This is a genomic window from Bradyrhizobium sp. UFLA05-108, assembly GCF_059803455.1.
Genome location: NZ_JBANAZ010000091.1, coordinates 1 through 23,119, shown reverse-complemented (window position 1 = coordinate 23,119; position 23,119 = coordinate 1). Strand labels below are relative to the sequence as shown.

Sequence of the window (23,119 nt, the reverse complement as noted above, 5' to 3'; positions counted from 1 at the left end):
TGGATATGCGGGGAGAGAGCCCATGAATGTCGCCCAGGTACGCCGGCCCATCATTCCGCCGACCCCGCCGCGTGCGCCGGAGGGAATGCCATTCCTCCGCCGCGTTGCGGTGATCCGCAAGAACATGATCGCGACGTGGGCACAGCGCGCCTATGAGGAAGACGTCATCCAGGGCCGCTTCTTCCTCCGCAACAGCTTCATCCTCAACCGGCCGGACTCGATCCGGCACATCCTGCTCAATAATTACGAGAACTATACGCGTACGCCGGCCGGCATCCGGATGCTGCGTCCGGTGCTCGGGCAGGGTCTGCTCATCGCGGAAGGCCAGCCGTGGCGGCACCAGCGTCGAACGCTGGCGCCCGCGTTCACGCCGCATGCCACCGCAAACCTCGTCCCGCACATGACGGCGGTGCTCGACGAGACTATCGCGAAGCTCAAGACGAAAGCCGGTGAGGTCATCGACCTCCGCGAAATCATGCAGCGGATGACTCTCGAGATCGCCGGTCGCACGATGTTCTCGTTCGGCATGGACAAGCACGGCGCGACCTTGCGCAATTTCGTCATGGAATATGGCCAGCGCCTGGGTCGGCCCTATTTCCTCGACATGCTGCTGCCGGTTTCCTGGCCGAGCCCGATGGATTTCGCGCGCGCCCGTTTCCGCAAGCGCTGGACCGCGTTCGTCGCGATGCTGATTGCCGAGCGGCGGGCCGCCGGCAAGAAGGAGGGCGCGCCGCCGCGCGATCTCTTCGACCTCATGGACGAAGCGCGCGATCCCGAGACCGGCAAGGGCTTTTCGGACGAGCAGCTCGTCGACGAGGTCGCAACCATGATCCTGGCGGGTCACGAGACGACCGCGACGGCTCTGTCCTGGGCGCTCTATCTCCTGGCGCTCGATCCCGAAACCCAGGAGGAAGTCGCCTCCGAGACGCGCGGCGAGCACCTGGACAGCATGGCCGATATCGACCGGCAGAAATTCACCCGCGCCGTCATCGAGGAGACCATGCGGCTCTATCCGCCGGCCTTCCTGATCGCGCGCGCGGCGCTCGACAAGGACAACGCCGCGGGTGTCGAGATCAAGAAGGGCGACATCATCATGATCGCGCCATGGCTGCTGCACCGTCACGAAAAGCTCTGGGACCAGCCCAACGCCTTCATCCCCAAGCGCTTCATGTCGGCGACGCCGCCCGACCGCTTCGCCTATCTGCCGTTCGGCGCCGGCCCGCGCGTCTGCATCGGCGCACCTTTTGCGCAGGCCGAGTCGGTGCTGGCTCTGGCCCGGCTGATCGGTGAATTCCGTGTTGAGCTGGCCGACACCGGCCCCGTCATTCCCGTCGGCGTCGTCACGACGCAGCCGGACCATTCCCCCAAGTTCCGTATCACGCCTCGGTGACGAGCCGGTCCTTAGCCGGTCCTTGGGATCGCTGCGCCAACACACTAGATGAAGCAACATGAGCGACATTCAGGCCCAGTTTTCGGTTCTCAAGCAAACCGCCGAGCCCAAGGTGGTCGACCAGATCGAGCGGCTGATCGATCGCGGCGAGGATCACGAGCTGAACCGCATCAACGCCATCGATTTCTCCAGGCAGCATGGCTTCGATGAGGAGCGGGTCATCTCCGCCTTCCTGCATTCGGCGCGTCTCGGACTGTTCGATCTGAGCTGGAACGTCTTGTGTCCGGGGTGCGGCGGCGTGCTCGGCGCCCACACGACGCTGAAGGCGCTGCGGCCCGACGACTATCATTGCGCGCTCTGCGCCTGCGGCTACAAGGCGTCCGTCGACGAGGCCGTCGAGGTCTCCTTCACCGTCAGTCCGCGCGTGCGGCGCATCGCGGCGCACGACCCCGACTCGCTTTCGGTGTGGGAGTATTTCAAGCAGATGTTCTGGAGCTCGGGCGTCGACTTCAACAAGGAGTCGTTCGCGACCCTCGCCAATGAGGTCACGCTCGACACGCTCGAGCTTCCGGCCGGCGAAAAGGCGACGATGTCGCTCCAGCTTCCGAACGATTTCGTCATCGTCTTCGAGCCGGTGACGCATGCCGCGCATTTCATCGATGTCCAGGGCGAGCCGACCAAGGAGCGTCAGCAACTCGCGATCATGTACAACAAGGTCCAGGCCCCGACGGGAACCACGACCTTGCGGCCCGGACCCCTGCGGCTGTCCCTGGACAATCAGGCCGGCGTGCGCGTGCTGCCGACCGTGTTCATCGCGGCTGAGGCGCTGCATCATTTGATCGGCAAGCGCAAGCCGTTCCTCACCGCCAAGCGGATGCTGTCCAACCAGACCTTCCGCGATGTCTTCAAGGCGGACAATCTCAACATCGATCAGCGGTTGCAGATCACCTCGCTGACCTTCCTGTTCACCGACCTGAAGGGCTCGACCGCGCTCTATGAGCGCGTCGGCGATCTCGCCGCCTTCGACCTCGTGCGCGCGCATTTCCATGCGCTGCTCGAGATCATCGCGTCCGAAAAGGGCGCGGTGGTGAAGACGATCGGCGATGCCGTGATGGCGACGTTCGTCAAGCCGGAGGACGCTCTTGTCGCCGGCTTGCGCATGCGTTCCGCGATGGAGGAGTTGAACAAGAAGCGCGGCTCCGAAGATCTCGTTCTCAAGATCGGCATTCATGAGGGGCCTTGTCTTGCGGTGATGCTCAACGAGCGCCAGGACTATTTCGGCCGGACCGTCAACATTGCCGCGCGCGTGCAGAGTGTGTCGATGGCCCAGGAAATCCACATCACCGGTCCCGTGCTGGACGCGCCGGCGGTCGCCAGGATCCTGGAGCAGTGGTCGATCAAGCCGATCCAGAAACAGGCCGCGCTCCGCGGCATCGCCGACAAGATGGTGGTGTACGAACTGCCGTGAGGGATTCGCAGCGCCGACATATTCTCCGCTGTCGTCCCGGACAAGCGAAGCGCGGATCCGGGACCCAACCACAGGACAGCGGAATAGGCACGCTGGAGGCCCCAGCGCGTTTCAACAATTTCCATTCGGGGTAATGGGTCCTGGCTTTCGCCAGGACGACGTCGGGGTGTAGCGGCTTGTTTCACTCGGAAGCCGCGCCGATCAGATTGCCGAAACGTAATGCAGCGCGGGGCATAAGCGCGCATTGCGCGGGGCGAATTTCCCGCTCATATAAAGGAGACAGGCCGCCGTTGCGGCGCCACCCATTGCGGCAGGATTTTCATGCTCGACGGACTGCGCCAATTCATAGCCGACATTGTCGCCCCCCAGGCGGGGGATCGCGCCTTCGGCGACACCGACTATCGCCTGGCGGCGACCGCGCTGCTGATCCATGTGATCTCGCTCGACGGCGAGCCGACGGAAGCCGAACGGCGCAAGCTGCACAACCTGATCGAAAGCCATTTCTCGCTGGATCGCGGCACTGCGGACCGCCTGATCGCCTCCGCAACCCAGGTCGAGGGCGAGGCGGTCGATCTCTATCACTTCACCAGCGTCATCATGCGCTCGCTCAATGAAGAGGGCCGCAAGCGCATCGTCGAGATGATGTGGGAGCTCGTCTATGCCGACGGCCAGGTCACCGAGTTCGAGGACAACGTCGTCTGGCGTGCCTCCGATCTGCTCGGCGTGTCACAGCGCGACCGGATCGACCTCAAGCATCTCATCGCGGGTCGCCGCACCGGTCAGGTCAATGACGGCATCGCCAGTACTTGAGCGCATCGATGGGACGCGGCCAGTCGCGACCACATGACGAAACTTTAATGTATCCGCCGATCACAGCCTAGCCGAATACCCCTGCAAATCAGCGGTTTTTCTGCATCCTCCATCTCGGCTGCTCGTCGCGAGGCCGACGGGCGCCTTGCATCGCTCACGCGGCCTATGCTCTCGTCCTGGGGTGTCGCCCCAATTTCGCTGGCATTGAAGAGATTTCGATCGTGACTGAGCGTGTGACGCTGATTACCGGTGCCTCGGCGGGCATAGGCACGGAGCTGGCGCGCGTGTTTGCCGCGAACGGTCACCGCCTGGCATTGACGGCGCGTCGTGCCGACCGGCTCGATGTATTGGCCGGCGAGATCGCAGCCAAGGGCGGCAAGGCCCCGATCGTGATCGCCTGCGATCTCGAAGAGAATGGCGCGGGCGAGAAGATCGCGGCGGCACTGGCCGCTGCCGACGTCGAGCTCGACCATCTCGTCAACAATGCCGGCTTCGGGGTGTTCGGCGACGCGATCGAGTGCGATCGCGCCGCGCAGCTCGGCATCATCGACGTCAACATCCGCGCGTTGACCGATCTGTCGCTACGTTTCGCGGACCAGCTCGTCAAGAACAAGGGTGGCATTCTCAACGTCGGCTCGATCGCGGGCTTCCTGCCCGGCCCGGGCATGGCCGTCTATTACGCCTCCAAGGCCTACGTCATCTCCTTCACCGAGGCGCTGCGCGGCGAGCTCGGAGCGCGCGGCGTCCGCGTCACCGTGCTTTGCCCGGGACCTGTGGCGACCGAATTTCAGGCCCGCGCCGGATTTGTCCCCGGATTCGATTCCGCCGTTCTCGACGTCTCGGCCGCTGATGTTGCGCGCGCCGCCTATCGCGGGCTGATGGCCAATAAACGGGCGGTGCTGCCTGGCCTCGGCATCAAGATCGTGCCGTTCCTGCTGCGCTTCTTCCCGCGCGGCTTCATTTTGGCCGCCGTCGGCGGGTTCCAGAGGCGCCGGCGCTAGAGCATGATCCGGAAAAGTGTGAAGCGGTTTTCCGAAAAGATCATGCTCAAACAATAACCTGAAGCGCGATGATGATTTCATCCCTATCTCATCACACTTTAGCGCACTCCGATTTGGCCCGGCGCTTGCTTTGTCTCGGTTCAGTGTGTGCGCAAACTCACACGAAATTAACGATCGCTTAGTTATGCTGGCGATCTGAACCTATGGCTTTTGAAAAAGGGCGATGTCGTTCCGGACGGACAGGTTTGGCGGTGCGGAGGTGGTCCCCTTCAGGAGAAGGGCGCCAGACGCCGCCGCCGACCGTAAGCCTCCGCTGCCCGTGCTGATCATCCTGCATCAGGAATCCTCGACGCCCGGCCGGGTTGGAAACGCCTTGCGCGCGCTCGGCCATCGCCTCGACATCCGCCGGCCGCGCTTCGGCGATCCCTTGCCCAAGACGCTCGAACATCACGCGGGTGCCGTGTTTTTCGGCGGGCCGATGAGCGCCAATGATTGCGACGACTACATCCGCCGCGAGATCGACTGGATCGAAATTCCGTTGCGGGAGCAGCGGCCGTTTCTCGGCATCTGCTTGGGTGCGCAGATGCTCGCGATGCAGCTCGGGGCTCGCGTCGCACCGCACCCCGACGCGCTCACACAGATCGGCTACTATCCGATCCGTCCGACGGCCGCGGGCCACGCGCTGTGCCCGGATTGGCCGGGCAAGGTCTATCACTGGCACCGCGAAGGCTTTGAGCTGCCCGGCGGCGCGGAGCTGCTCGCCGAGGGCGATGATTTTCCGGTGCAGGCGTTCTGTGCCGGCAATGCCTTCGGCTTCCAGTTTCATCCCGACGTGACCTACGCGATGATGCATCGCTGGACCACGCGTGGCTATGACGGCCTGAGTGCGCCCGGCGCGTGCGCCCGCCACCATCATTTCGCGGACCGCGCGGTCTATGACGTTGCCGAACGGGCCTGGCTGAAGAATTTCATCGATGGCTGGCTGGTGCGCAGACCTGTCATGGCACAAGCCGCTGAGTGATCGCAGCGCGGCTTGGTCTTCGCCTTGCGGACGCGCAACGGCTGATCTTGTGCGACTGAAGTCGATTGGATGGAAGGCAAGGGCCAGCTTCGTCCGTCTTCGCCCTTTGGGCTTCGCCGGACACCACGCTTCGCCCCTCGGACTCTTGCGTGGCTGCGCCACGCGTAGCCCGAAGGGCGAAGCGTGGTGGAGCCAGGCGGGATCGAACCGCCGACCTCGTCATTGCGAACGACGCGCTCTCCCAGCTGAGCTATGGCCCCGTTTGCTGGCCGCTCTGGTAAACGCGGCCGACAACCGGGGGCCATTTAAGTCCCCGCCAAGGTCAAGTCAAGGACGGGCATAACCCGGTTTTGGCCGGTCGGTGCCGGGACTTCCCTTGTTTGGGCCGGGGGGAACCGATATCTAGCAAAAGGCCTCAATCCCCACCGGAACCAGAGTTCTCACAGCCATGCGTGCCGTTCTCGACATCGTCCTCATCGTGCTCGACCTCTACGTCTGGCTGCTGATCGCCTCCGCGATCCTGTCCTGGCTGATCGCTTTCAACGTGGTGAACACCCGCAACCAGTTCGTCTCGGCGGTGGCGGAATTCCTGTACCGCATCACCGAGCCGGTGCTGGCGCCGATTCGCAATTTCCTGCCCAACCTCGGCGGCATCGACATCTCGCCGATCATCCTGATTCTGATCATCTTGTTTATCCAGAAGGTGATCGCATACTACATCTACCCGAACGTGATTTAGGCGAAGCAGGCGGGCATTGGCCTCGACAAAGCCCTCTACAGAACCCTGGCGCTATTCCACCTCGGGCATCAGTATCGCGCTGCGGGTCACGCCGCGCGGCGGCCGTGACGACATCGACGGCATCGAGGCGCTCTCCGACGGCCGCAGCGTGCTCAAGGTGCGGGTGCGCGCGATTGCCGATGGCGGCGAGGCCAACCGTGCGGTCTTGCAGCTGCTTGCGAAATCGCTCGGCGTGCCAAAGGCGAGCGTGCGGCTGCTCTCGGGTGCCACCTCGCGACTGAAGCAGATTGCGGTCGACGGCGACCCGGCGCGCCTTGGAGAGGCGTTGCGCCGGCTTGCCGCGGCCAAGTCGACGAATGGGGATTAGGACATGACGGCCAAAATCATCGATGGAAAAGTCATTGCAGCGGAGCTCCGCGCCCGCGTCGCGGACGAGGTTGCCCGCGTCAAGCGCGAGCACAATTTGGTCCCGGGCTTGGCTGTCGTGCTGGTCGGCAACGATCCCGCCAGCGAAGTCTATGTCCGCTCCAAGCACGCCCAGACGCAGGCGGCCGGCATGGCCTCGTTCGAGCACAAATTGCCGGCCGACGTCTCGCAGGCGGATTTGCTGGCGGTGGTCGCAAAACTCAATCGCGATCCCGCCGTGCACGGCATTTTGGTGCAGCTGCCGCTGCCCAAGGGTCTCAATACCGAGGCCGTTATCAACGCCATCGATCCCGCCAAGGACGTCGATGGGCTGCATCCGAACAATGCCGGCCGGCTCGCGGGCGGTTTCCAGGCGCTGTCGCCGTGCACGCCGCTCGGCTGCATCATCCTGACCAAGAGCGTGCACGCCTCGCTCGAGGGCATGAACGCCATCGTCCTCGGCCGCTCCAACCTGGTCGGCCGTCCCCTGGTGCAGTTGCTGCTGAACGAGAACGCCACGGTGACGATTGCGCATTCGCGCTCGCGCGATCTGCCTGGGCTCGTCCGGCGTGCCGACCTCGTCTACGCTGCCGTCGGCAAGGCGGAAATGGTGCGCGGCGACTGGCTGAAGCCGGGTGCGACCGTGATCGACGTTGGTATCAGCCGCGTTCCCAGGGAGGGCGGCAAGACGCGTCTCGTCGGCGACGTCGCCTATCAGGAAGCGTTGAACGTTGCGGGTGCGATCACGCCGGTGCCCGGCGGCGTCGGCCAGATGACGGTGGCGTGCTTGCTGGTGAACACGCTGCGCGCCGCCTGCGCAATCGCCGGCCTGTCGAAGCCGGCGGTGTAGAACTCCGATTGACATTCCGGTGCTAACGCACCATCCCGGAATGACCAGGTGATTCAGCCCGCCGTATTCTCGATCAGCCGCCGGTAGAAGCGGATCATGTCGGCATAGCCTTCGATGCTGAGGCGCTCATTGGTTCCGTGAAACCGTTTCAAGTCCTCGCCATTGGCGCGCACCGGCGAGAAGCGGAAAATGTTGTCGGCAATATCAGCGTAGTGGCGTGAATCGGTTGCGGCGACCATCAGGCTGGGCGCGACGACGACGTCGGGAAAGATCTCCCGGATCGTGCGGTTCAGCGCTGCATAGGATTTGCTCGCGGTCCCCGTCACCGGCGGCGGATCGGTATTGCCGGGAAACGGTGCGATCGAAATCTTCTCGTTGTCGATCGTGGTGCGGACATGATCGGTGACGCTGGCTTGCGTGTCGCCGGGCAGCAGGCGGAAATTCACGGTGGCCTCCGCATTTCCGGGCAGCACATTGTCCTTGTCGCCGGCATTGAAGATCGTGAGCGCGGTGGTGGTGCGGACCATCGCCTCGCTCGGGCCGTTCTTCCCGAACTCGCGCAAGAGCAGCGGCTTGAACAGCCAGAGGTTGGAGAGAGCGATGCGGCTGAAGCCGCTCATCTCCGGCGCCAGCGTGTCGAACATCTCGGCGACCGCGCCGCGGATATGCATCGGCAGCCGGTGATCCTCCAGCCGCGCCAGCGCCGCGCTCATCATGCCGATCGCGGTCTCGCGCGGCGGCATCGAGGAATGTCCCGGCGTCGTATGCGCGGTCAGCACGAGGGTCGCATAACCCTTTTCTGCGACACCGATCAGCGCGGCCGGCTTGCCCAGGCCCTTCATCATGCCTTCGGCGATCAAGAGGCCTTCGTCGAGCACGAAGTCGAGATGCACGCCGCGCGCGGCAAGCGTGGCCGCGATCACCTTGGCGCCGCGCGTGCCCGCAACCTCCTCATCATGGCCGAAGGCGAAGTAGATCGTCCGCTTCGGGCGGAAGCCGTCCTTCGCCATCTGCTCGGCCGCCTCCAGCATGGAATAGAGGTTGCCCTTGTCGTCCCAGGAGCCGCGGCCCCAGATGAAGCCGTCGGCGACAACGCCGTCGAATGGTTTTTGCTGCCAGTCCTTCTCGGTGCCCGGCGCGATCGGCACCACGTCCTGATGCGCGAGCAGCGCGATCGGCTGCGCCTTGGGATCAGAGCCTTCCCAGGTATAGAGCAGGCTGTGGCCGCCGATCACCTCGCGCTTGGCTGTCGCATTGAACGCCGGAAAGCTTTGCGAGATATGCGCCTCGAGCCCGCGCAGAGCGTCAGCGTCCTGCTCCGGATTGAGGAAGTTCGAGATGGTCTGGAAGCGGATCGCCTCCGACAGCCGTTTTGCCGCGCTCTCGGTATCGACGGTGGCGCGGGGGATCGGCGCGACCTGCACCTGGCGCGACGCCCGCGTGGAGACGTTGAACAGCAAGACGCCGGCGAGCACGAGCACGCCGGCGGCGATCAACAGAACGACATTGCGGATGATCCTGAGAAGCCGGCGCATAGCCATTCCAAACGAAGCTCGTGCCCCGGACGCAGCGCAGCACGCCAGTGATGCGCTGCCGAGCCAGGCCCAGCGGCACCATGGGTCCCGGCTCAGCGGCGCATCATTTCATGCCGCACCGCGTCCGGGACAAGAGGCCTCTACTTCTTCTTCGCGCGCTCGATGCCTTCGAGGATCAGCTTGTGCGCCTCCTCCGGGCCACCCCAGCGCAGGATCTTCACCCATTTGCCCTTCTCGAGGTCCTTGTAGTGCTCGAAGAAGTGCTGGATCTGCTGCAGCGTGATGTCGGGCAGGTCGCTATAGGCTTTGACCTTGTCGTAGCGCTGCGTGAGCTTTGACGACGGCACCGCCAGGATCTTCTCGTCGCCGCCGGCCTCGTCCTCCATGAACAGCACGCCGACCGGGCGCACGCTCATGACGGCGCCGGGGATGATGGCGCGGGTATTGACGATCAAGACGTCGCAGGGGTCGCCGTCATCCGACAGCGTGTGCGGGATGAAGCCGTAATTGCCGGGGTAGCGCATCGGCGTATAGAGGAAGCGGTCGACCACCAGCGTGCCGGCTTCCTTGTCCATCTCGTACTTGATCGGCTCGCCGCCAACCGGCACTTCGATGATGACGTTGACTTCGTTTGGCACTTTGGCCCCGATCGAGACCGCATCGATACGCATAAAAGACTCCGTGTTTGTCGAAAGGATCTCGCCCGGCAGCGATTTGGCGCTGTCATACGCGGGCTTGGCCCGCCGATCCATCGACTTTTCGCGAAATTATGAACCCCGGTTCTACCGGCTCAAATGGTCGAACGGTATCGGCGGAAGGATGTACGGCCGACCCAACGACGGCAGATCAATTGGTCCAGGCGAAAGCGACCTTGTCGAGCGATTTGGGCCCAAACCGCTCTGAGGAGCGCGCCACCATGCGGCCACCCAGCGCCCGGTAAAACTCCGTGGCCGAATCGTTATCGGACAGCGCCCAGACCACCATGCTCTTCAAATTGCTCTGCGTCAGGTCGCGGCGGGCGGCGGTAAACAGGCGCCGGCCGAAGCCCAGCCCCTGGAATTCCGGACGCAGGTAAAGCTCGTAGATCTCGCCGTCGAAATGCAGGCTGCGGGCGCGGTTGCGGCCGTAATTGGCGTAGCCCGCAATCTTGTCGCCGAACACCAGCACGCTGACGCGGCTGCCCTTGCGGATCGCGCTGTCCCACCATTGCGGGCCGCGACGGTTGATCAGCTTTTCAAGCTCGGCACCGGGGATGATGCCCTGATAGGCCGAGCGCCAGGCTTCGTCATGAGTAGACGCCACCGCGGCTGCGTCTGCAGCTTTGGCCGGCCGGACCTCGATCAGGGTTGTGCTCATGGACGCGATCAAACCAAGTCGCCGGGCCGGCGGCAAGAGCCATCGTTAATTATCGGTTAACGTGTGGATTTTCTGCATCAGTTTCATGGCCGTGTTGTACCGAAAGAGGACAGGGCGCCGCTTTGGACGGCATTGGCCTGCCGCGCACCGGTGCAAAACTGCTTTGTGACAAAGGCCTTCATGGCGGCCACGCAGAAAAGTCCGCCCAGGATGATTCGTTCCAGCTACTCTGGCCTTCGCTGTTCGAATCCGCTTCCGGCAAACTCATGCGGTCCCTGAAGCTCGTCGTTATCCTTTGTTGGCTCGCCATGCTGGCGGCCTCGCCCGTATGCGCACGGAGCGCGTTGGGCGCCGCGGGCGCGGAAGGCGAGCCGTTTCGCCGGCAAGAGTGGCGCGTGCCGACATCCGACCCGACTGTCGCGGCGCGCGCCCTGCTCTTCCGGCCGCCCGGCGACGGCCCGTTCCGTCTCGCGCTGATCGCGCATGCCTCGACGCAGAACGTGCTGCGTCGTGCGCAAATGCCGCAACCGGAGTACCGCGCGCTGGCTGCATTCCTGGTCGCGCGCAGCTTTGCCGTGCTGGTGCCGGAACGGCTCGGCCATGGCACAACCGGCGGCCGCTATGTCGAGGATCAGGGCGGCTGCGACGAGGCGGATTATGCGCGCTCGGGCCGCGCCACCGCCGAGGAAATCGCACGCGCGCTGGAATTCTTGCGAGAGCAGGATTTTGTCCACAAGGATGGCGCCGTCGTGCTCGGTCATTCCGCGGGCGGCTGGGGCGCGCTGGCACTCTCCAATGCCGACCCCAAGACGGTTGGCGCCATCATCGTCTTCGCACCCGGGCGCGGCGGCCACGCCAACGACTTCCCGAACCAGATCTGCGCGCCACATACTCTCACCTCGGTGGCAGGCGAGTTCGGCAAGGCGGCGCGCGTGCCCGTCACGTGGCTGGTGGCGGCCAACGACACCTATTTCGCGCCGGCATTTTCGCGGCAATTGGCCGATGCGTTTCGCATCAATGGTGGCAAGGTCGATTTCCGCGCCCTGCCTGCCGTGGGCAGCGAGGGCCATTGGATGATCGAGGCTGAAGCCGGCGTCAAAGCCGTCAGCGCCGAGCTGGAACGCGTGCTGAAATCGCCGAAGCCCGTGGCAGTCAAAAAACCATGACGTTGTATTTCGTGGTCAAATATCTGCACGTCATGGGCGCCATCGTCATTCTCGGTACCGGCAGCGGCATCGCGTTCTTCATGCTGATGGCGCATCGCAGCCAGGATGCCGAGTTCATCGCGCGCACGGCCTCGGTCGTGGTGATCGCGGATGCCCTGTTCACGCTCTCGGCCGTCATGCTCCAGCCGGTCACGGGCGGTCTCTTGATGATGCTCTCGGCGACGGCGATCACGGAGCGGTGGCTGCTCGTCTCGCTTGCGCTCTACGCGGTCGCCGGGCTGTTCTGGGTGCCCGTGGTGTTCATGCAGATCGAGATGCGCGATCTCGCGCGCAAGGCGGTGGTTCAGCGCGTGGCCCTGCCGCCGCGCTATTTTGTGCTGTTCCGCCGGTGGTTCGTCTTCGGCTTCCCGGGGTTTGGCGCGACGATGCTGATCCTCTGGCTGATGATCGCAAAGCCGTTTTGAGTGACGCGATGAGTGAAGTGGTGCACAACATTCTCCTGCTGGGAGCCTCCGGCCTGATCGGCCGCTTCGTCACCGACGATCTGCGCGCCCGTGGCTTTCGCGTCATCGGTGTGGCGCGACAGCTGTCGCCAGCGCAGAAGATGAGCGCGCTCGACATCGAGTTGCAGATCCTCAACCTCGATGCGGCGGCGCTGACGCGCCTTTTGAGCGAGCATGCGGTCGATGTGATCGTGAATTGCCTGGGCGTGCTCCAGGACGCCCCCGGAAGCGACATCAATGCGGTGCATCGCGACTTCGTCGCGCGCCTGTTGCAGGCGATCGGCGCGAGCGGTCGCACGATCCGGCTGGTGCACATCTCGATCCCCGGCGCGGCCAACGAGGATCACACAGCGTTCGCCACGACCAAGCGCGAGGCCGAGCGCCTGATCGGCTCTTCCGGCATTCCTCACGCGATCCTGCGCCCCGGCTTCGTGGTCGCACCGTCGGCTTATGGCGGCAGCGCCATGCTGCGCGCGCTCGCTGCCTTTCCGTTCGACCTGCCGGCCAAGGAGATGGCGACGCCCTTCCGGCCCGTTGCGGTCGAGGACATCGCGGCCACGATCGCCTGGCTCGCGGCGCGCGACATCGACGATCCCGCCGTGAAAGCCGTCAGCTGGGATCTGATGCAGGCGGAACAGGTGGCGATGGCCGGTGTCATCAAGCAGTTCCGCATCGCCTTTGGCACCGCAGGCTGGTCGCATTTTGCGATGCCGACATTCCTGCTCGATTGCGGCGCGTGGGCAGGCGATCTCGCCAGCCGGCTCGGCTGGATGCCGCCGATGCGCTCGACCGCGATCGCCGAACTGCGCCGCGGCGTGACGGGCGACCCGCAGCATTGGATTGCAGCTACAGCCATCGTGCCGAAGACGCTGACAGACACGATTGGGCGTCATCCCGCCACCATCCAGGACAAATGGTTCGCGCGGCTATACCTGGTCAAGGCGCTTGTCTTTGCGAGCCTGGTCGCGTTCTGGGTCGTCTCCGGCTTCATCGCCCTGTTCGTTTCCTACCGCGCCGCCGCTGGCATCCTGTCGGCGCACGGCTTTCCAGCCGCACTGGTCGATCCCGTCACCATCGGTACCAGCCTGATGGACATGAGTATCGGGGTGCTCATCGCGTTCCGCCGCACCGCGGGCGTCGGGCTCGTCGCGGGCATCATCGCCTCGCTCGGCTATATGGTCGGCGCGGCGATCCTGACGCCCGATCTCTGGATAGAGCCGCTCGGCGCGTTGGTGAAGACAGGACCGGCCATCGTGCTGATGCTTGTCGCACTTCTGATGCTGGATAACCGCTGATGCCCAGATGGCCCGACGACGACGTGATCCTGTTCGACGGCGTCTGCATCTTCTGCTCACGCTGGGTCCGCTTCGTCGCGACGCGCGACACGGCAAAGCGCTTTCGTTTTACGCCGATCCAGTCGGGCTATGGGATGAGGCTCGCGAAAACCTTCGGCATCGATCCCGATGATCCCGACACCAACGCGGTCGTTCACGGCGGTGAGGCGTTCATGAAATCGGACGCCGCACTTACGGTGCTCTCGCAGCTTCCCCGCTGGGGCTGGGTGCGCGCGCTGTTCGCCGTGCCGAAGCCGCTGCGGAACGCGCTCTACAATCTCGTCGCACGCAACCGCTACCGCATTTTCGGCAAGTACGATGCGTGCTTCGTGCCGGACGCAGATTTGCGGGCGCGGGTGATCGAGCAGTAGCCCTCGTCATTGCGAGGAGCGAAGCGACGAAGCAATCCAGAATCTTTCCGCGGAGGGATTTCCGGATTGCTTCGCTGCGCTCGCAATGACGGAGTTCGTTGCTACAGCTTTGCCATTTCCGCCAGCACTTCCTTTGCGGCGCGCTCCCCCGAATCTCGCGCTCCGTGTGCGGTCGAAAAAAAGTTCGGCGACGTCGCTTCGCCTGCGAAGAACAGCCGCCCATCGACGGGAGCCGCCAGCACGGCGCGGTCGCCGGCATGACCGGGGAGCGCGTGAGAATAGGAACCGCGGGCGAAGGGGTCGTGAGCCCAACGCGACTCACGCAGCGGTTTCAGCTTGCGCCTGATGTCGTTGCCGAGGTAACCGGCGATCTCGTCGATGCTTTGTGCGGCGAAGGCGCCGTCGCCGGCGTCCTCCAATTCGCGTGCAAAGCGGCCGCCGAAAAAGCCGTCGATGCAGGGCTGACCAAATGGGCGGATGTGATAGGTGCCCATGGCGGTGCGCATGGTGGCGCCGCGCAAATTGCCTTCCTTTGGAAAGGCTTCCGCGTTCTCCAGCGCCAGCGTCACCTTGTCATCGACGCCCAGCGGCAGGCCGCGCGCGGCGTCGACCTTGGCCGGGAGCTGCGGCGAGAACCGGATCGCTTCATCTGCAATCAGGTTGGTCGGTACCGTGACGATCACCTTTGCTGCATCGAGCGTGCCGAGCGACGTGTCGAGCCGGATGCGTTTGCCGGCGTGATCGATCAGCATGACGTTGCAGTTCAGTGCCACGGGACATGACGCACCATAGGCCGCGATCAGCGCGCCAAACCCGGCCCGCACGCGCCAATTGAAGTAGGTGTCCTCGTAAGCGTCCATGTCCAGAATAGAGACGCGGTCGAGCTCGCAGCCGTTTACATAGGTCGAGACTGCGTTGATCATCGGATTCCAGCGATTGCCGGGTTCGAGATAGCGTTCGGCTGGTGCATCCTCGTCGTCTTGCGCAGCTTCCGCGACGCGCTCATAGAATTCGTCGATCGCGCGTCCGAAGTCCTCGCGCTCGCTGTCGGGAAACACCTCGCCAAAGGCGCGATCGCGCCAGGGCGGAAGATCCCTATTGACCTCGAAATTCAGTCGTTCGGCGATTCCTACGAAGGAATTCTTGTCCGCCGAATGCAGCCAGCCGCAGCCGACATCGAACGTCACCTCCGGAGAGGCCTGGACGGTCCAGGCGCGGCCGCCGAGCCGGTCACGCGCCTCCAGTACGATGACAGAGAGGCCCGAGTCCTTCAGCGCATGCGCTGCACCGAGGCCAGCGGCGCCCGCACCAATGATCGCGACGTCGACGGAGGAGGGGAGGGAGATCATGGCTGGGCTCTAGCACGTTCGCTGAGAAGCCACCATAAACGAGCTGTCATCACCCGCGAAGAAGGCGGGTGATCCAGTATTCCAGAGACAGTAGTCGTGTATTGAGAAGCCGCGGCGTACTGGATGCCCCGCCTGAGCCCGTCATCGGGCTCGCCGAAGGCGAGACCCGGTGGCGGGGCATGACAGTGAGATGACAGCGGGAGTGGCTTTACGCCACTGCTTCCTTGGCCTTCTCGGCGCGCTTGCGCTCGTTCGGGTCGAGGTGCTTCTTGCGCAGCCGGATCGACTTCGGCGTCACCTCGACGAGCTCGTCGTCCTCGATATAAGCGAGCGCCTTTTCCAGCGTCATTCGGATCGGCGGGGTCAGGCGCACCGCCTCGTCCTTGGACGTGGTGCGGATGTTGGTGAGCTGCTTGCCCTTGAGAACGTTGATCTCGAGATCGTTGTCACGGGTGTGCTCGCCGACGATCATGCCGCGATAGACCTTCCAGCCCGGCTCGATCATCATCGGGCCGCGATCTTCCAGCTTGAACATGGCATAGGCCACCGCATCGCCCTGGTCGTTGGAGATCAGCACGCCGTTGCGACGGCCCTGGATCTCGCCCTTGTACGGGGCATAGCCGTGAAACAGGCGGTTCATGATTGCGGTGCCGCGGGTGTCGGTCAAAAGCTCGCCCTGGTAGCCGATCAGGCCGCGGGTCGGCGCGTAGAACACCAGGCGCTGACGATTGCCGCCCGAGGGCTTCATTTCAATCAGCTCGGCCTTGCGCTCGCTCATCTTCTGCACGACGACGCCGGAATGCTCCTCGTCGACGTCGATGACGACTTCCTCGATCGGCTCCATGGTGGCGCCAGTGGCTTCGTCCATCTGGTACACGACGCGCGGACGCGACACCGAGAGCTCGAAACCTTCGCGGCGCATGGTCTCGATCAGGATCGCGAGCTGCAATTCGCCGCGGCCCGACACTTCCATCGCATCCTTGTCGGAGGCTTCGACGACGCGCAACGCGACATTGCCTTCCGCTTCGCGGAGCAGACGGTCGCGGATCATGCGGCTCGTCACCTTGTCGCCTTCGGTGCCGGCGAGCGGGGAGTTGTTGACGATGAACGACATCGACACGGTCGGCGGGTCGATCGGCTGTGCCGGCAGCGGCACCTCGACGGTCGGATCGCAGAAGGTGTCGGCGACGGTGCCCTTGGTGAGGCCCGCAATCGCGACGATGTCGCCGGCTTCGGCTTCCTCGAGCGGCGTGCGCTCGAGACCGCGGAACGCCAGGATCTTGGTGATGCGGCCCTGCTCGACCAGCTTGCCATCGGCGTTGAGCACCTTGACCTGCTGGTTCGGCTTGAGGATGCCGGACGAGATGCGGCCGGTGATGATGCGGCCGAGATAGGGGTTGGCCTCCAGGATGGTGCCGATCATCTTGAACGGGCCTTCCTCGACCTTCGGCGGTGCGACGTGGCGCAGGATCAGGTCGAACAGCGGCTCCATGCCCTTGTCCTTCGGACCTTCGGGGCTCTCGGCCATCCAGCCCTGCTTGGCCGACCCGTAGAGGATCGGGAAGTCGAGCTGTTCCTCGCTGGCGTCGAGCGCCGCGAACAGGTCGAACACCTCGTTGATCACCTCGGTCGGGCGCGCATCGGGGCGGTCCACCTTGTTGATGACGACGATCGGCTTCAGGCCGACCTTGAGCGCCTTGGAGACCACGAATTTGGTCTGCGGCAGCGGGCCTTCGGCGGCATCGACCAGCACCAGCGCGCCGTCCACCATGTTCAGGATACGCTCGACCTCACCGCCGAAATCGGCGTGGCCTGGGGTGTCGACGATGTTGACGCGGGTGTCCTTCCACTGCACCGAGGCGGCCTTGGCCAGGATGGTGATGCCGCGCTCGCGCTCCAGATCGTTGGAGTCCATGGCGCGTTCGGTCACCTTCTGGTTCTCGCGGAAGGTGCCGGATTGCTGGAGGAGACGGTCGACCAGGGTCGTCTTGCCGTGGTCGACGTGGGCGATGATGGCGACGTTACGAAGATTCATGAGTGAGCTTCTTTGCGGTCGAACAATGGGTTAGCGCGATCTCGCCGGTCAGACCGGGACCTCTTCTCGAAACAACGCTGGAAACCTGAGAAACGGGCGCTTTCCGCCCAAAAAGGAAACCCGGCCATCAGAGCCGGGCACCTAACGCGTTTGCAGCGCAATATAGGCAGAAAACGCCAAAAAACAATGCGTTCTTTCGGGATTGGTTGACTGAATTTTGTCCGGGAATCCCCGGGGCTTAGGAGCGGGAGGGGGTTAGCGGACCCCCTTCCGCGCCGCCATCGGCCTCCTCCGTCGGATAGACCCCGCGCAGCACCTCCTCGAAATGGTCCTTCACCGCGTCATTGCACAGGCAGGCCCGCAACTTCAGGCCATCGCGGTTGCGCACCAGGATCGAGCCGCGGCGAGTCTCGATCACACCTTGCGCCTTGAACGACTGGATGACGCGGCTTGCATAGCTGCGCCCGACGCCGAGCAGCGTCGCGAGCTGCTCGTGGGTCAGCGGCACGCTGTCGTCGCCGTCGGTGCGCTCCATCGCGGCCAAGATCCATTTGGCGGTGCGCTGCTCGATCGAATGAATGGCGTTGCAGGCCGTCGACTGGAAGATCTGCGCGAGCATGCAATCGGCATAGCGGGCAAAGACATTGCGCAGCGATGGCGAGCTCCGCTTGGCAGCCTCGAGCTTGCCGACATGGATGCGCACGAAGGGGCCGCCGAACTTCACGACGATCCGCGTATAGGCCGGCAGATAGCCCTCGCTGACGATGCCGCCGACGGCGCCCTCGCGGCCGACCAGAATGGTCTCGACGTCGCGGCCGTCCTCGTTGGGTACGAGGAAGGTCGCAAGCGACGGCCCGCAGGGAAAGTGCACGACCTGGACGTCATCGCCGGGATTGTAGAGCAGTTCGTTCGCCGATGCTGTCTCGCTTGTCAGATGCGGCGCGATCAGCGCGTAGTCGGCCTGGCTCAGTCGCCGCAGCAGATTGTTGTAGGGCCGGCTCGCAATCTCGGCTGACTTGCTGCTTCGCGCATCCATCCCAAAACTCCCCGGATCTCCCCTCGACATTAGCGGGTTCCATTCGGCGTTAGTGTGCACAAGTGGACAGACGGGAAAACTGTGGTGTGGTGGGTTTCGTTCCTGGAACCACCGGTGCGCGGGGCGCATGCATCGGGCCAAGGCCATCCTGATCGGAACGACCATGCAGCCCTCAACCGACGAGATCATGCAGCGCGCTTCATTCGACGGCTTCGATGTCCCCGCCGACGTGCTGATCGTTGAAGACGATCCGATCATCGCGATCGATTTCGAGGACCGCCTGCTCGGCTTCGGCGTGAAGCACGTGCGTACCGTTGCTTCGGTCGCGCGTGCGCTGGATACGATCACCGACCGCGTACCGGACTTCGCGCTGCTCGATGTCGAGCTGGTGCGTGAGAAGAGCTTCGCGATCGCCGAGCGCCTGGTCGCGCTGAAAATCCCGTTTGTCTTCGTGACCGGCTATGGCGCGGAGACGCGGATTCCGCCCGAGTTCGCTGACGTGCCTCGGTTGCAGAAGCCCTGCTCGAGTGACGCGATGGAAGCCGCACTGCGCGCGCGTGCCTCCAGGTAGCAGCTTCCTCTAAGCGAGCTTCGGATCGAGCGTGGTCGACCACAGCGCGACGTCGGCGCGGTCACGCAGGGTCACGGTCATCTGCCCGCTGGCGCCATCGATCTTGACGTGCCCGAAGAATTGCATGCCGGCGGACGGCGGCAGGTTCTGCTTGTCGAGGCCTGGTGCCTTGATGAAGCGCACGTCCGGTCCAAAGGTGTTGTCGAGTTCGTTCGGCCCGAACGTGCCGGCATGCAGCGGACCCGAGACGAACTCCCAGAACGGCTCAAAATCCTGGAATTGCGCTTTGTTCGGATCGTAGTAATGCGCCGCGGCGTAGTGCACGTCGGCGGTCAGCCACACCGTATTCTTGATCGGCGCCATCTTGATGAAGCGCAGGAGGTCGGCGATCTCGAGCTCGCGGCCGCGCGGCGGGCCATCGCCCTGCGCAAAGGCTTCCGACCCCTTCTTGTTGGCTGCATCGTCATAGACGAGCAGGCTGAGCGGCATATCGGAGGCGATTACCTTCCAGGTCGCGCGTGAGTTGAGCAGGCCGCGCTTCAGCCAGGCCATCTGATCGGGCCCAAGGAAGTAGGACGCGGGGCCGTATTCCGTTTCCAGGTTCGGACCATTGGGGCCGCGATAGCTGCGCTCGTCGAGCATGAAGACGTCCAGATGCGGGCCGTAGGAGATCTGGCGATAGACCCGGCCCGGCTCCACGATGCTCTCGCGCATCGGATACATCTCATGGAAAGCGCGCGCCGCGCGCGCGGCGAGCAAGGTGATGTTGCGCTCCTTGTAGGTGGCGGGCAGATCCTTCGACAGCGACCAGTTGTTGGTCACCTCGTGGTCGTCCCACTGCACGAAGATCGGCACCTCGGCATTGAAGGCGCGGACGTTGTCGTCGGTGAAATTGTATTTGTGCGCGGCACGGAACTCGTCGAGCGTCTCGGCGACCTTGGCCTTTTCGGGGATGGTGATGTTCTTCCAGGTCTTGCCATCGGCCAGCTTCACCTCGGAGGGGATCACGCCGTCGGCATAGATCGTGTCGCCGGAATGCAGGAAGAAGTCCGGACGGTGCTTGTGCATTGCGGAGAAGGTGAACATGCCGCCGTCGTCGGGGTTGATGCCCCAGCCCTGACCGGCAACGTCGCCGCCCCAGACGAAGCTGACGTCGCGGCGGTCAGCGGGCGCGGTGCGGAAGCGGCCGACCACCGGCTCGCTCGCGATCGCGGTGTGAGAGAGATCGCGGAAACGGACGCGGTAGAAGATGTCCTGTCCGCCGGGCAGATTTTCGACCAGCATCTTCGCGGTGAAATCGCTCTCGGGCAGCGCGGCGATCGGCGGCAGCGCGCGGGCATCCTTGAAGCTATCCGTCGTCGCCACCTCGACCAGCATCTGGGAGGGACGATCGGCGCGCGCCCAGACCACGCCGCCGTCGACCGTGACGTCGCCCGACTGCACGCCATGGGTGATCATCGGACGGTCGGCCGCGCGCGACACATAGGGCATCGCGATCGCACCGAGCGCACCGGCGCTGGTGGAGAGGAATTGGCGGCGGGAGAATTTGATTTTCATGGGGAATCGTCTCGGAAGCGGTCAGGGCGGCTGCCGTCCTGCGAAGCCAACGCTATATTGAGACAATGTGACGCAGCGATTACGCGCGCAAGCAATTACGCGTTGCCGGCAGCGCGGAATTGGGCGCCGGCGCGCTGCAGGTTCTGCGGCAGGCTGAGCAGCGCCGCCTTGCGGTCTGCGACCGCAGCGTGGAACTGGTCCAGCGCGATATTGAAGGCGGTGAGCCCGCCTTCCTCGATGGCGCCGTGGTCGAAGCAGCGCAGCGTATCGCGCAGAATTTCGTCGGCCTCGCCTTGCATCTGGTCGAGCTCGTCGACGGTCTCGGAGCGCCGCGCCGCGGCGATCATGTCCAGCAGCCGCTCGCGCAGGTGGCTGTTGTTGTCGCGTTCGTCCTTCTTCAGGTAGCCGGCGAACCAGGCGCCGATCGAGCCCATCGCCGAGAGCGCCATCAGGCTCCACCAGATGTAGTCGCTGTATCTGTCGAGGAAGGTCTTCTCCTCGCCGTCGACGAAGGCGGCAGCGCCCGGATGCACGGGGATCACGGCGTCCTTGTCTGTGTCGGGCGTCTCGATCTTCGCCGCCAGCGGGAATTCCGTCACCAGTTGCTGGCGTATCGCGAAGAGCTGCCGGGTGAAGGCGGCAACGGTGGTTTCCGACAGACCTTTGCGCGCCACGATGTGATGGGCGAAGCTGATCGTCTTGACCTCGTCATCGGGCCGGTCGGGCGAGCCGCCATAGGTACCGGCCGGGATCTCGGCGGCTTCATAGACCGGATGATTCTGCGCGATGGCGTCGGCCGAATCGATCGCGAGGAAGGTCGGCGTGCCGCCGTCCTTGGTGGAGGCGGCGATCGCATCCGCGGTGATCTTGCTGTTGACGGGACCGGCGGCGAGATAGACGTCGGCCTTCTGGGTGCGGATCGCTTCGGCGGCTTCATTGGCCGGGAATTGCACGATCTCCACCTTGGCGGGATCGACGCCATATTGCTGGAGGATCACCTTCAGGAGATTGACGTTGGCCTGGGTGCGGCCGACCACCCCGATGCGGTGGCCGGCGAGCTGCGCGATCTTGGTGATCTTGGCGCCCTTCTTCTTGCCCTTGCCGGCCGGCGGCGCCCACAGCACGACGACGTTCTTGCGCAGGGTGGCGACGGCCTGGGCGGTCTTCGGCACGTCGAGATCGCCGCGGATAATGGCGAGGTCGACCTTGTTCTCGGCGAGCGCGTCGGCGCTTGCGGTGGCGCCGTCGGTCTGGACCGGACGCAGCCGGACATAGCCCTTGCTCTGGACGAAGGCCTGCGTCAGCGCCTGTACGACCTTGACGTCGTCGCTGTTGGCCGGGCCAACCGCGATCTTCAGCGTCACCGGCCGCATCGCAAAATAATAGCCGCCGACCAAGGCGCCGACGATGGCGAGCACGAACGCGAGCGAAACGAGCATGGTCTTCCGCGCCGCCGATCGCGGCGACGTCGGTGTGGATGTTTCGGCCAGCTCGAGGCCCCCGGTCATCGATCTCCCATACGGGCGTTTCAGGCTCGGTTTCATCTTGGCCAGGTCATTACCCGGGCAATTGTAGCAAATTTCTTGCCTGTCAGGGTTACAACTGCGTCATGGTTAGCGGATGAACGACAACCCCTTTTGAACCCGGGCGTCGGCAGGGTGTTAGGGTAAAGTTCCCCTGAAGACGGAGGCGACCATGACGGAGCGGCTGTCGGCGGAAGCACGCAAGCAGGCCTTGAGCGAACTATCCGGCTGGACCGAGACGGGCGGCCGCGAAGCGATCGGCAGGACGTTTACCTTTAGGGACTTCAACCAGGCTTTCGGCTTCATGACGCGCGCAGCGCTGGTGGCCGAGAAGATGGACCATCACCCCGAATGGAAGAACGTCTACAAGACGGTCGAGGTGGTGCTTTCGACCCACGATGCCGGCGGCGTCACTGCGCTCGATATCGAGCTCGCCAAGGCGATGAACGTCATTGCCAGACAGGCAGGCCTTGGCTGACGTCTTGTTGCTCTGGCGGCGCATCCCCATCTTGTGATTGGCATCGGCTGGGACAATCGGCCGCGCCGACCTGAACGGGGAGTTTTGGACCATGGCTGCTGCCGAACACAGCGTCGGCTTTGAGCCGGCCGATCGGCTGGCGGAAGACCGCGAGACCGTGCGCCGGCGTTTCTGGCGCAAGCTGAAGCGCGTGGTCGCGCACCTGCCGTTCGCCGAGGATCTGCTCGCCGCCTATTACTGCGCCTTCGACAAGCAGACGCCGCGCCATGTGCAGGCATCGCTGCTGGGCGCGATCGCCTATTTCATCCTGCCGTTCGATGTCGTGCCGGATATGCTGCCGATGCTCGGCTTCACCGATGATGCCGCCGTGCTCGCGACCGCAATCAAGCTGGTCGCCAGCCACATCACGCCGGACCACCGCGAAGCCGCCCGGGCCGTGCTGAAGCGCGGTGTTGGCGAGGCAGAGGCGGAAGCGGCGTAAGCGTACCCAGCCAGCCAGACGCACCTCTGTTATTCGCACGCACCACTGTCATTCCCCGCGAAGGCGGGGAATCCAGATGCTATGGGGTAAGCGGCGACTGGGGTAAGCGGCGGTGAGGGTGTGGACACCCCTCGAACGCC

23 protein-coding genes and 1 tRNA gene are annotated in these 23,119 nt (G+C 64.2%); 15 read left to right on the top strand and 9 right to left on the bottom strand.

Annotated features, from left to right (window positions below; genetic code table 11):
* Positions 1 to 22 precede the first annotated feature (22 nt).
* The 5 genes from SO140_RS40540 (at position 23) to SO140_RS40520 (ending at position 5,690) form a co-directional block, all read left to right on the top strand.
* Positions 23 to 1,390 carry a cytochrome P450 gene (locus SO140_RS40540; RefSeq protein ID WP_449383392.1) on the top strand — a complete coding sequence of 456 codons (1,368 nt, stop codon included), beginning with the start codon at positions 23 to 25 and terminating at the stop codon, positions 1,388 to 1,390.
* Between the two features lie 58 nt (positions 1,391 to 1,448).
* Positions 1,449 to 2,858 (top strand): adenylate/guanylate cyclase domain-containing protein, encoded by a 1,410-nt coding sequence (locus tag SO140_RS40535; RefSeq protein WP_449383391.1) that lies wholly within the window; start codon positions 1,449 to 1,451, stop codon positions 2,856 to 2,858.
* A gap of 321 nt (positions 2,859 to 3,179) precedes the next feature.
* Positions 3,180 to 3,668 (top strand): tellurite resistance TerB family protein, encoded by a 489-nt coding sequence (locus SO140_RS40530; protein WP_449383390.1) that lies wholly within the window; start codon positions 3,180 to 3,182, stop codon positions 3,666 to 3,668.
* A gap of 221 nt (positions 3,669 to 3,889) precedes the next feature.
* Positions 3,890 to 4,669, top strand: coding sequence for an SDR family NAD(P)-dependent oxidoreductase (locus SO140_RS40525; protein ID WP_449383389.1), 780 nt, complete (start codon positions 3,890 to 3,892; stop codon positions 4,667 to 4,669).
* A 223-nt stretch (positions 4,670 to 4,892) separates the two neighbouring features.
* Positions 4,893 to 5,690 carry a glutamine amidotransferase gene (locus SO140_RS40520; RefSeq protein WP_449383388.1) on the top strand — a complete coding sequence of 266 codons (798 nt, stop codon included), beginning with the start codon at positions 4,893 to 4,895 and terminating at the stop codon, positions 5,688 to 5,690.
* Between the two features lie 184 nt (positions 5,691 to 5,874).
* Here the strand turns inward: SO140_RS40520 and SO140_RS40515 are convergent.
* Positions 5,875 to 5,950: transfer RNA gene (locus SO140_RS40515), tRNA-Ala, on the bottom strand.
* Positions 5,951 to 6,138: 188 nt separating this feature from the next.
* Between SO140_RS40515 and SO140_RS40510 the strand changes: the two genes are divergently transcribed.
* The 3 genes from SO140_RS40510 to SO140_RS40500 are packed head-to-tail and all read left to right on the top strand — an operon-like array spanning position 6,139 to position 7,684.
* Entirely contained in the window at positions 6,139 to 6,429 is a 291-nt protein-coding gene (locus SO140_RS40510; protein WP_449383387.1) for a YggT family protein, read from the top strand.
* A 16-nt stretch (positions 6,430 to 6,445) separates the two neighbouring features.
* Entirely contained in the window at positions 6,446 to 6,796 is a 351-nt protein-coding gene (locus SO140_RS40505) for a DUF167 domain-containing protein (RefSeq protein ID WP_449383386.1), read from the top strand.
* Positions 6,797 to 6,799: 3 nt separating this feature from the next.
* Positions 6,800 to 7,684 (top strand): bifunctional methylenetetrahydrofolate dehydrogenase/methenyltetrahydrofolate cyclohydrolase, encoded by an 885-nt coding sequence (locus tag SO140_RS40500; protein WP_449383385.1) that lies wholly within the window; start codon positions 6,800 to 6,802, stop codon positions 7,682 to 7,684.
* A 53-nt stretch (positions 7,685 to 7,737) separates the two neighbouring features.
* Here the strand turns inward: SO140_RS40500 and SO140_RS40495 are convergent, their stop codons facing one another.
* The 3 genes from SO140_RS40495 to SO140_RS40485 all read right to left on the bottom strand — a co-directional run bounded on the left by SO140_RS40495 (position 7,738) and on the right by SO140_RS40485 (position 10,575).
* Positions 7,738 to 9,219, bottom strand: coding sequence for a M20 family peptidase (locus tag SO140_RS40495; protein ID WP_449383384.1), 1,482 nt, complete (start codon positions 9,217 to 9,219; stop codon positions 7,738 to 7,740).
* A gap of 140 nt (positions 9,220 to 9,359) precedes the next feature.
* Positions 9,360 to 9,890 carry an inorganic diphosphatase gene (ppa, locus tag SO140_RS40490; protein WP_449383383.1) on the bottom strand — a complete coding sequence of 177 codons (531 nt, stop codon included), beginning with the start codon at positions 9,888 to 9,890 and terminating at the stop codon, positions 9,360 to 9,362.
* Positions 9,891 to 10,065: 175 nt separating this feature from the next.
* Positions 10,066 to 10,575, bottom strand: coding sequence for a GNAT family N-acetyltransferase (locus tag SO140_RS40485; protein WP_449383382.1), 510 nt, complete (start codon positions 10,573 to 10,575; stop codon positions 10,066 to 10,068).
* Between the two features lie 266 nt (positions 10,576 to 10,841).
* On the opposite strand from SO140_RS40485, the gene SO140_RS40480 reads away from it, so the two are divergent.
* From SO140_RS40480 to SO140_RS40465, 4 genes are read left to right on the top strand one after another with little or no spacing between them, the layout of a single operon-like run.
* Complete coding sequence (locus tag SO140_RS40480; protein WP_449383381.1) at positions 10,842 to 11,741, top strand: alpha/beta hydrolase family protein; 900 nt, start codon at positions 10,842 to 10,844, stop codon at positions 11,739 to 11,741.
* Positions 11,738 to 12,205, top strand: a complete 468-nt coding sequence (locus SO140_RS40475) for a DUF2269 family protein (RefSeq protein ID WP_449383380.1) — start codon at positions 11,738 to 11,740, stop codon at positions 12,203 to 12,205. The genes SO140_RS40480 and SO140_RS40475 overlap by 4 nt, the downstream gene beginning before the upstream one ends.
* Before the next feature lie 8 nt (positions 12,206 to 12,213).
* Positions 12,214 to 13,539 (top strand): SDR family oxidoreductase, encoded by a 1,326-nt coding sequence (locus tag SO140_RS40470; RefSeq protein WP_449383379.1) that lies wholly within the window; start codon positions 12,214 to 12,216, stop codon positions 13,537 to 13,539.
* Positions 13,539 to 13,949 carry a thiol-disulfide oxidoreductase DCC family protein gene (locus SO140_RS40465; RefSeq protein WP_449383378.1) on the top strand — a complete coding sequence of 137 codons (411 nt, stop codon included), beginning with the start codon at positions 13,539 to 13,541 and terminating at the stop codon, positions 13,947 to 13,949. The genes SO140_RS40470 and SO140_RS40465 overlap by 1 nt, the downstream gene beginning before the upstream one ends.
* 101 nt (positions 13,950 to 14,050) lie before the next feature.
* Here SO140_RS40465 and SO140_RS40460 read toward each other — a convergent pair whose 3' ends face one another.
* From SO140_RS40460 to SO140_RS40450, 3 genes are all read right to left on the bottom strand, one after another.
* Positions 14,051 to 15,298 (bottom strand): flavin monoamine oxidase family protein, encoded by a 1,248-nt coding sequence (locus SO140_RS40460; RefSeq protein WP_449383377.1) that lies wholly within the window; start codon positions 15,296 to 15,298, stop codon positions 14,051 to 14,053.
* Positions 15,299 to 15,506: 208 nt separating this feature from the next.
* A complete protein-coding gene (gene typA / locus SO140_RS40455) occupies positions 15,507 to 17,333 on the bottom strand; it encodes a translational GTPase TypA (protein ID WP_449383376.1) in 1,827 nt (608 codons plus the stop codon).
* A gap of 238 nt (positions 17,334 to 17,571) precedes the next feature.
* A complete protein-coding gene (locus SO140_RS40450) occupies positions 17,572 to 18,369 on the bottom strand; it encodes a Crp/Fnr family transcriptional regulator (protein ID WP_449383375.1) in 798 nt (265 codons plus the stop codon).
* A 187-nt stretch (positions 18,370 to 18,556) separates the two neighbouring features.
* Between SO140_RS40450 and SO140_RS40445 the strand changes: the two genes are divergently transcribed.
* Positions 18,557 to 18,940 (top strand): response regulator, encoded by a 384-nt coding sequence (locus SO140_RS40445; RefSeq protein WP_449383400.1) that lies wholly within the window; start codon positions 18,557 to 18,559, stop codon positions 18,938 to 18,940.
* 9 nt (positions 18,941 to 18,949) lie between these two features.
* Here the strand turns inward: SO140_RS40445 and SO140_RS40440 are convergent, their stop codons facing one another.
* Together SO140_RS40440 and SO140_RS40435 are read right to left on the bottom strand one after the other, a co-directional pair.
* On the bottom strand, positions 18,950 to 20,497 hold the full coding sequence (locus tag SO140_RS40440; RefSeq protein ID WP_449383374.1) for an alkaline phosphatase D family protein: 1,548 nt from the start codon (positions 20,495 to 20,497) through the stop codon (positions 18,950 to 18,952).
* 95 nt (positions 20,498 to 20,592) lie between these two features.
* Positions 20,593 to 22,041 (bottom strand): TAXI family TRAP transporter solute-binding subunit, encoded by a 1,449-nt coding sequence (locus SO140_RS40435; RefSeq protein ID WP_449383373.1) that lies wholly within the window; start codon positions 22,039 to 22,041, stop codon positions 20,593 to 20,595.
* A 151-nt stretch (positions 22,042 to 22,192) separates the two neighbouring features.
* Here SO140_RS40435 and SO140_RS40430 point away from each other — a divergent pair, with 151 nt between their 5' ends.
* A complete protein-coding gene (locus SO140_RS40430; protein ID WP_449383372.1) occupies positions 22,193 to 22,498 on the top strand; it encodes a 4a-hydroxytetrahydrobiopterin dehydratase in 306 nt (101 codons plus the stop codon).
* A 91-nt stretch (positions 22,499 to 22,589) separates the two neighbouring features.
* Positions 22,590 to 22,979 carry a YkvA family protein gene (locus tag SO140_RS40425; protein WP_449383371.1) on the top strand — a complete coding sequence of 130 codons (390 nt, stop codon included), beginning with the start codon at positions 22,590 to 22,592 and terminating at the stop codon, positions 22,977 to 22,979.
* The last annotated feature ends 140 nt before the right edge of the window (positions 22,980 to 23,119 follow it).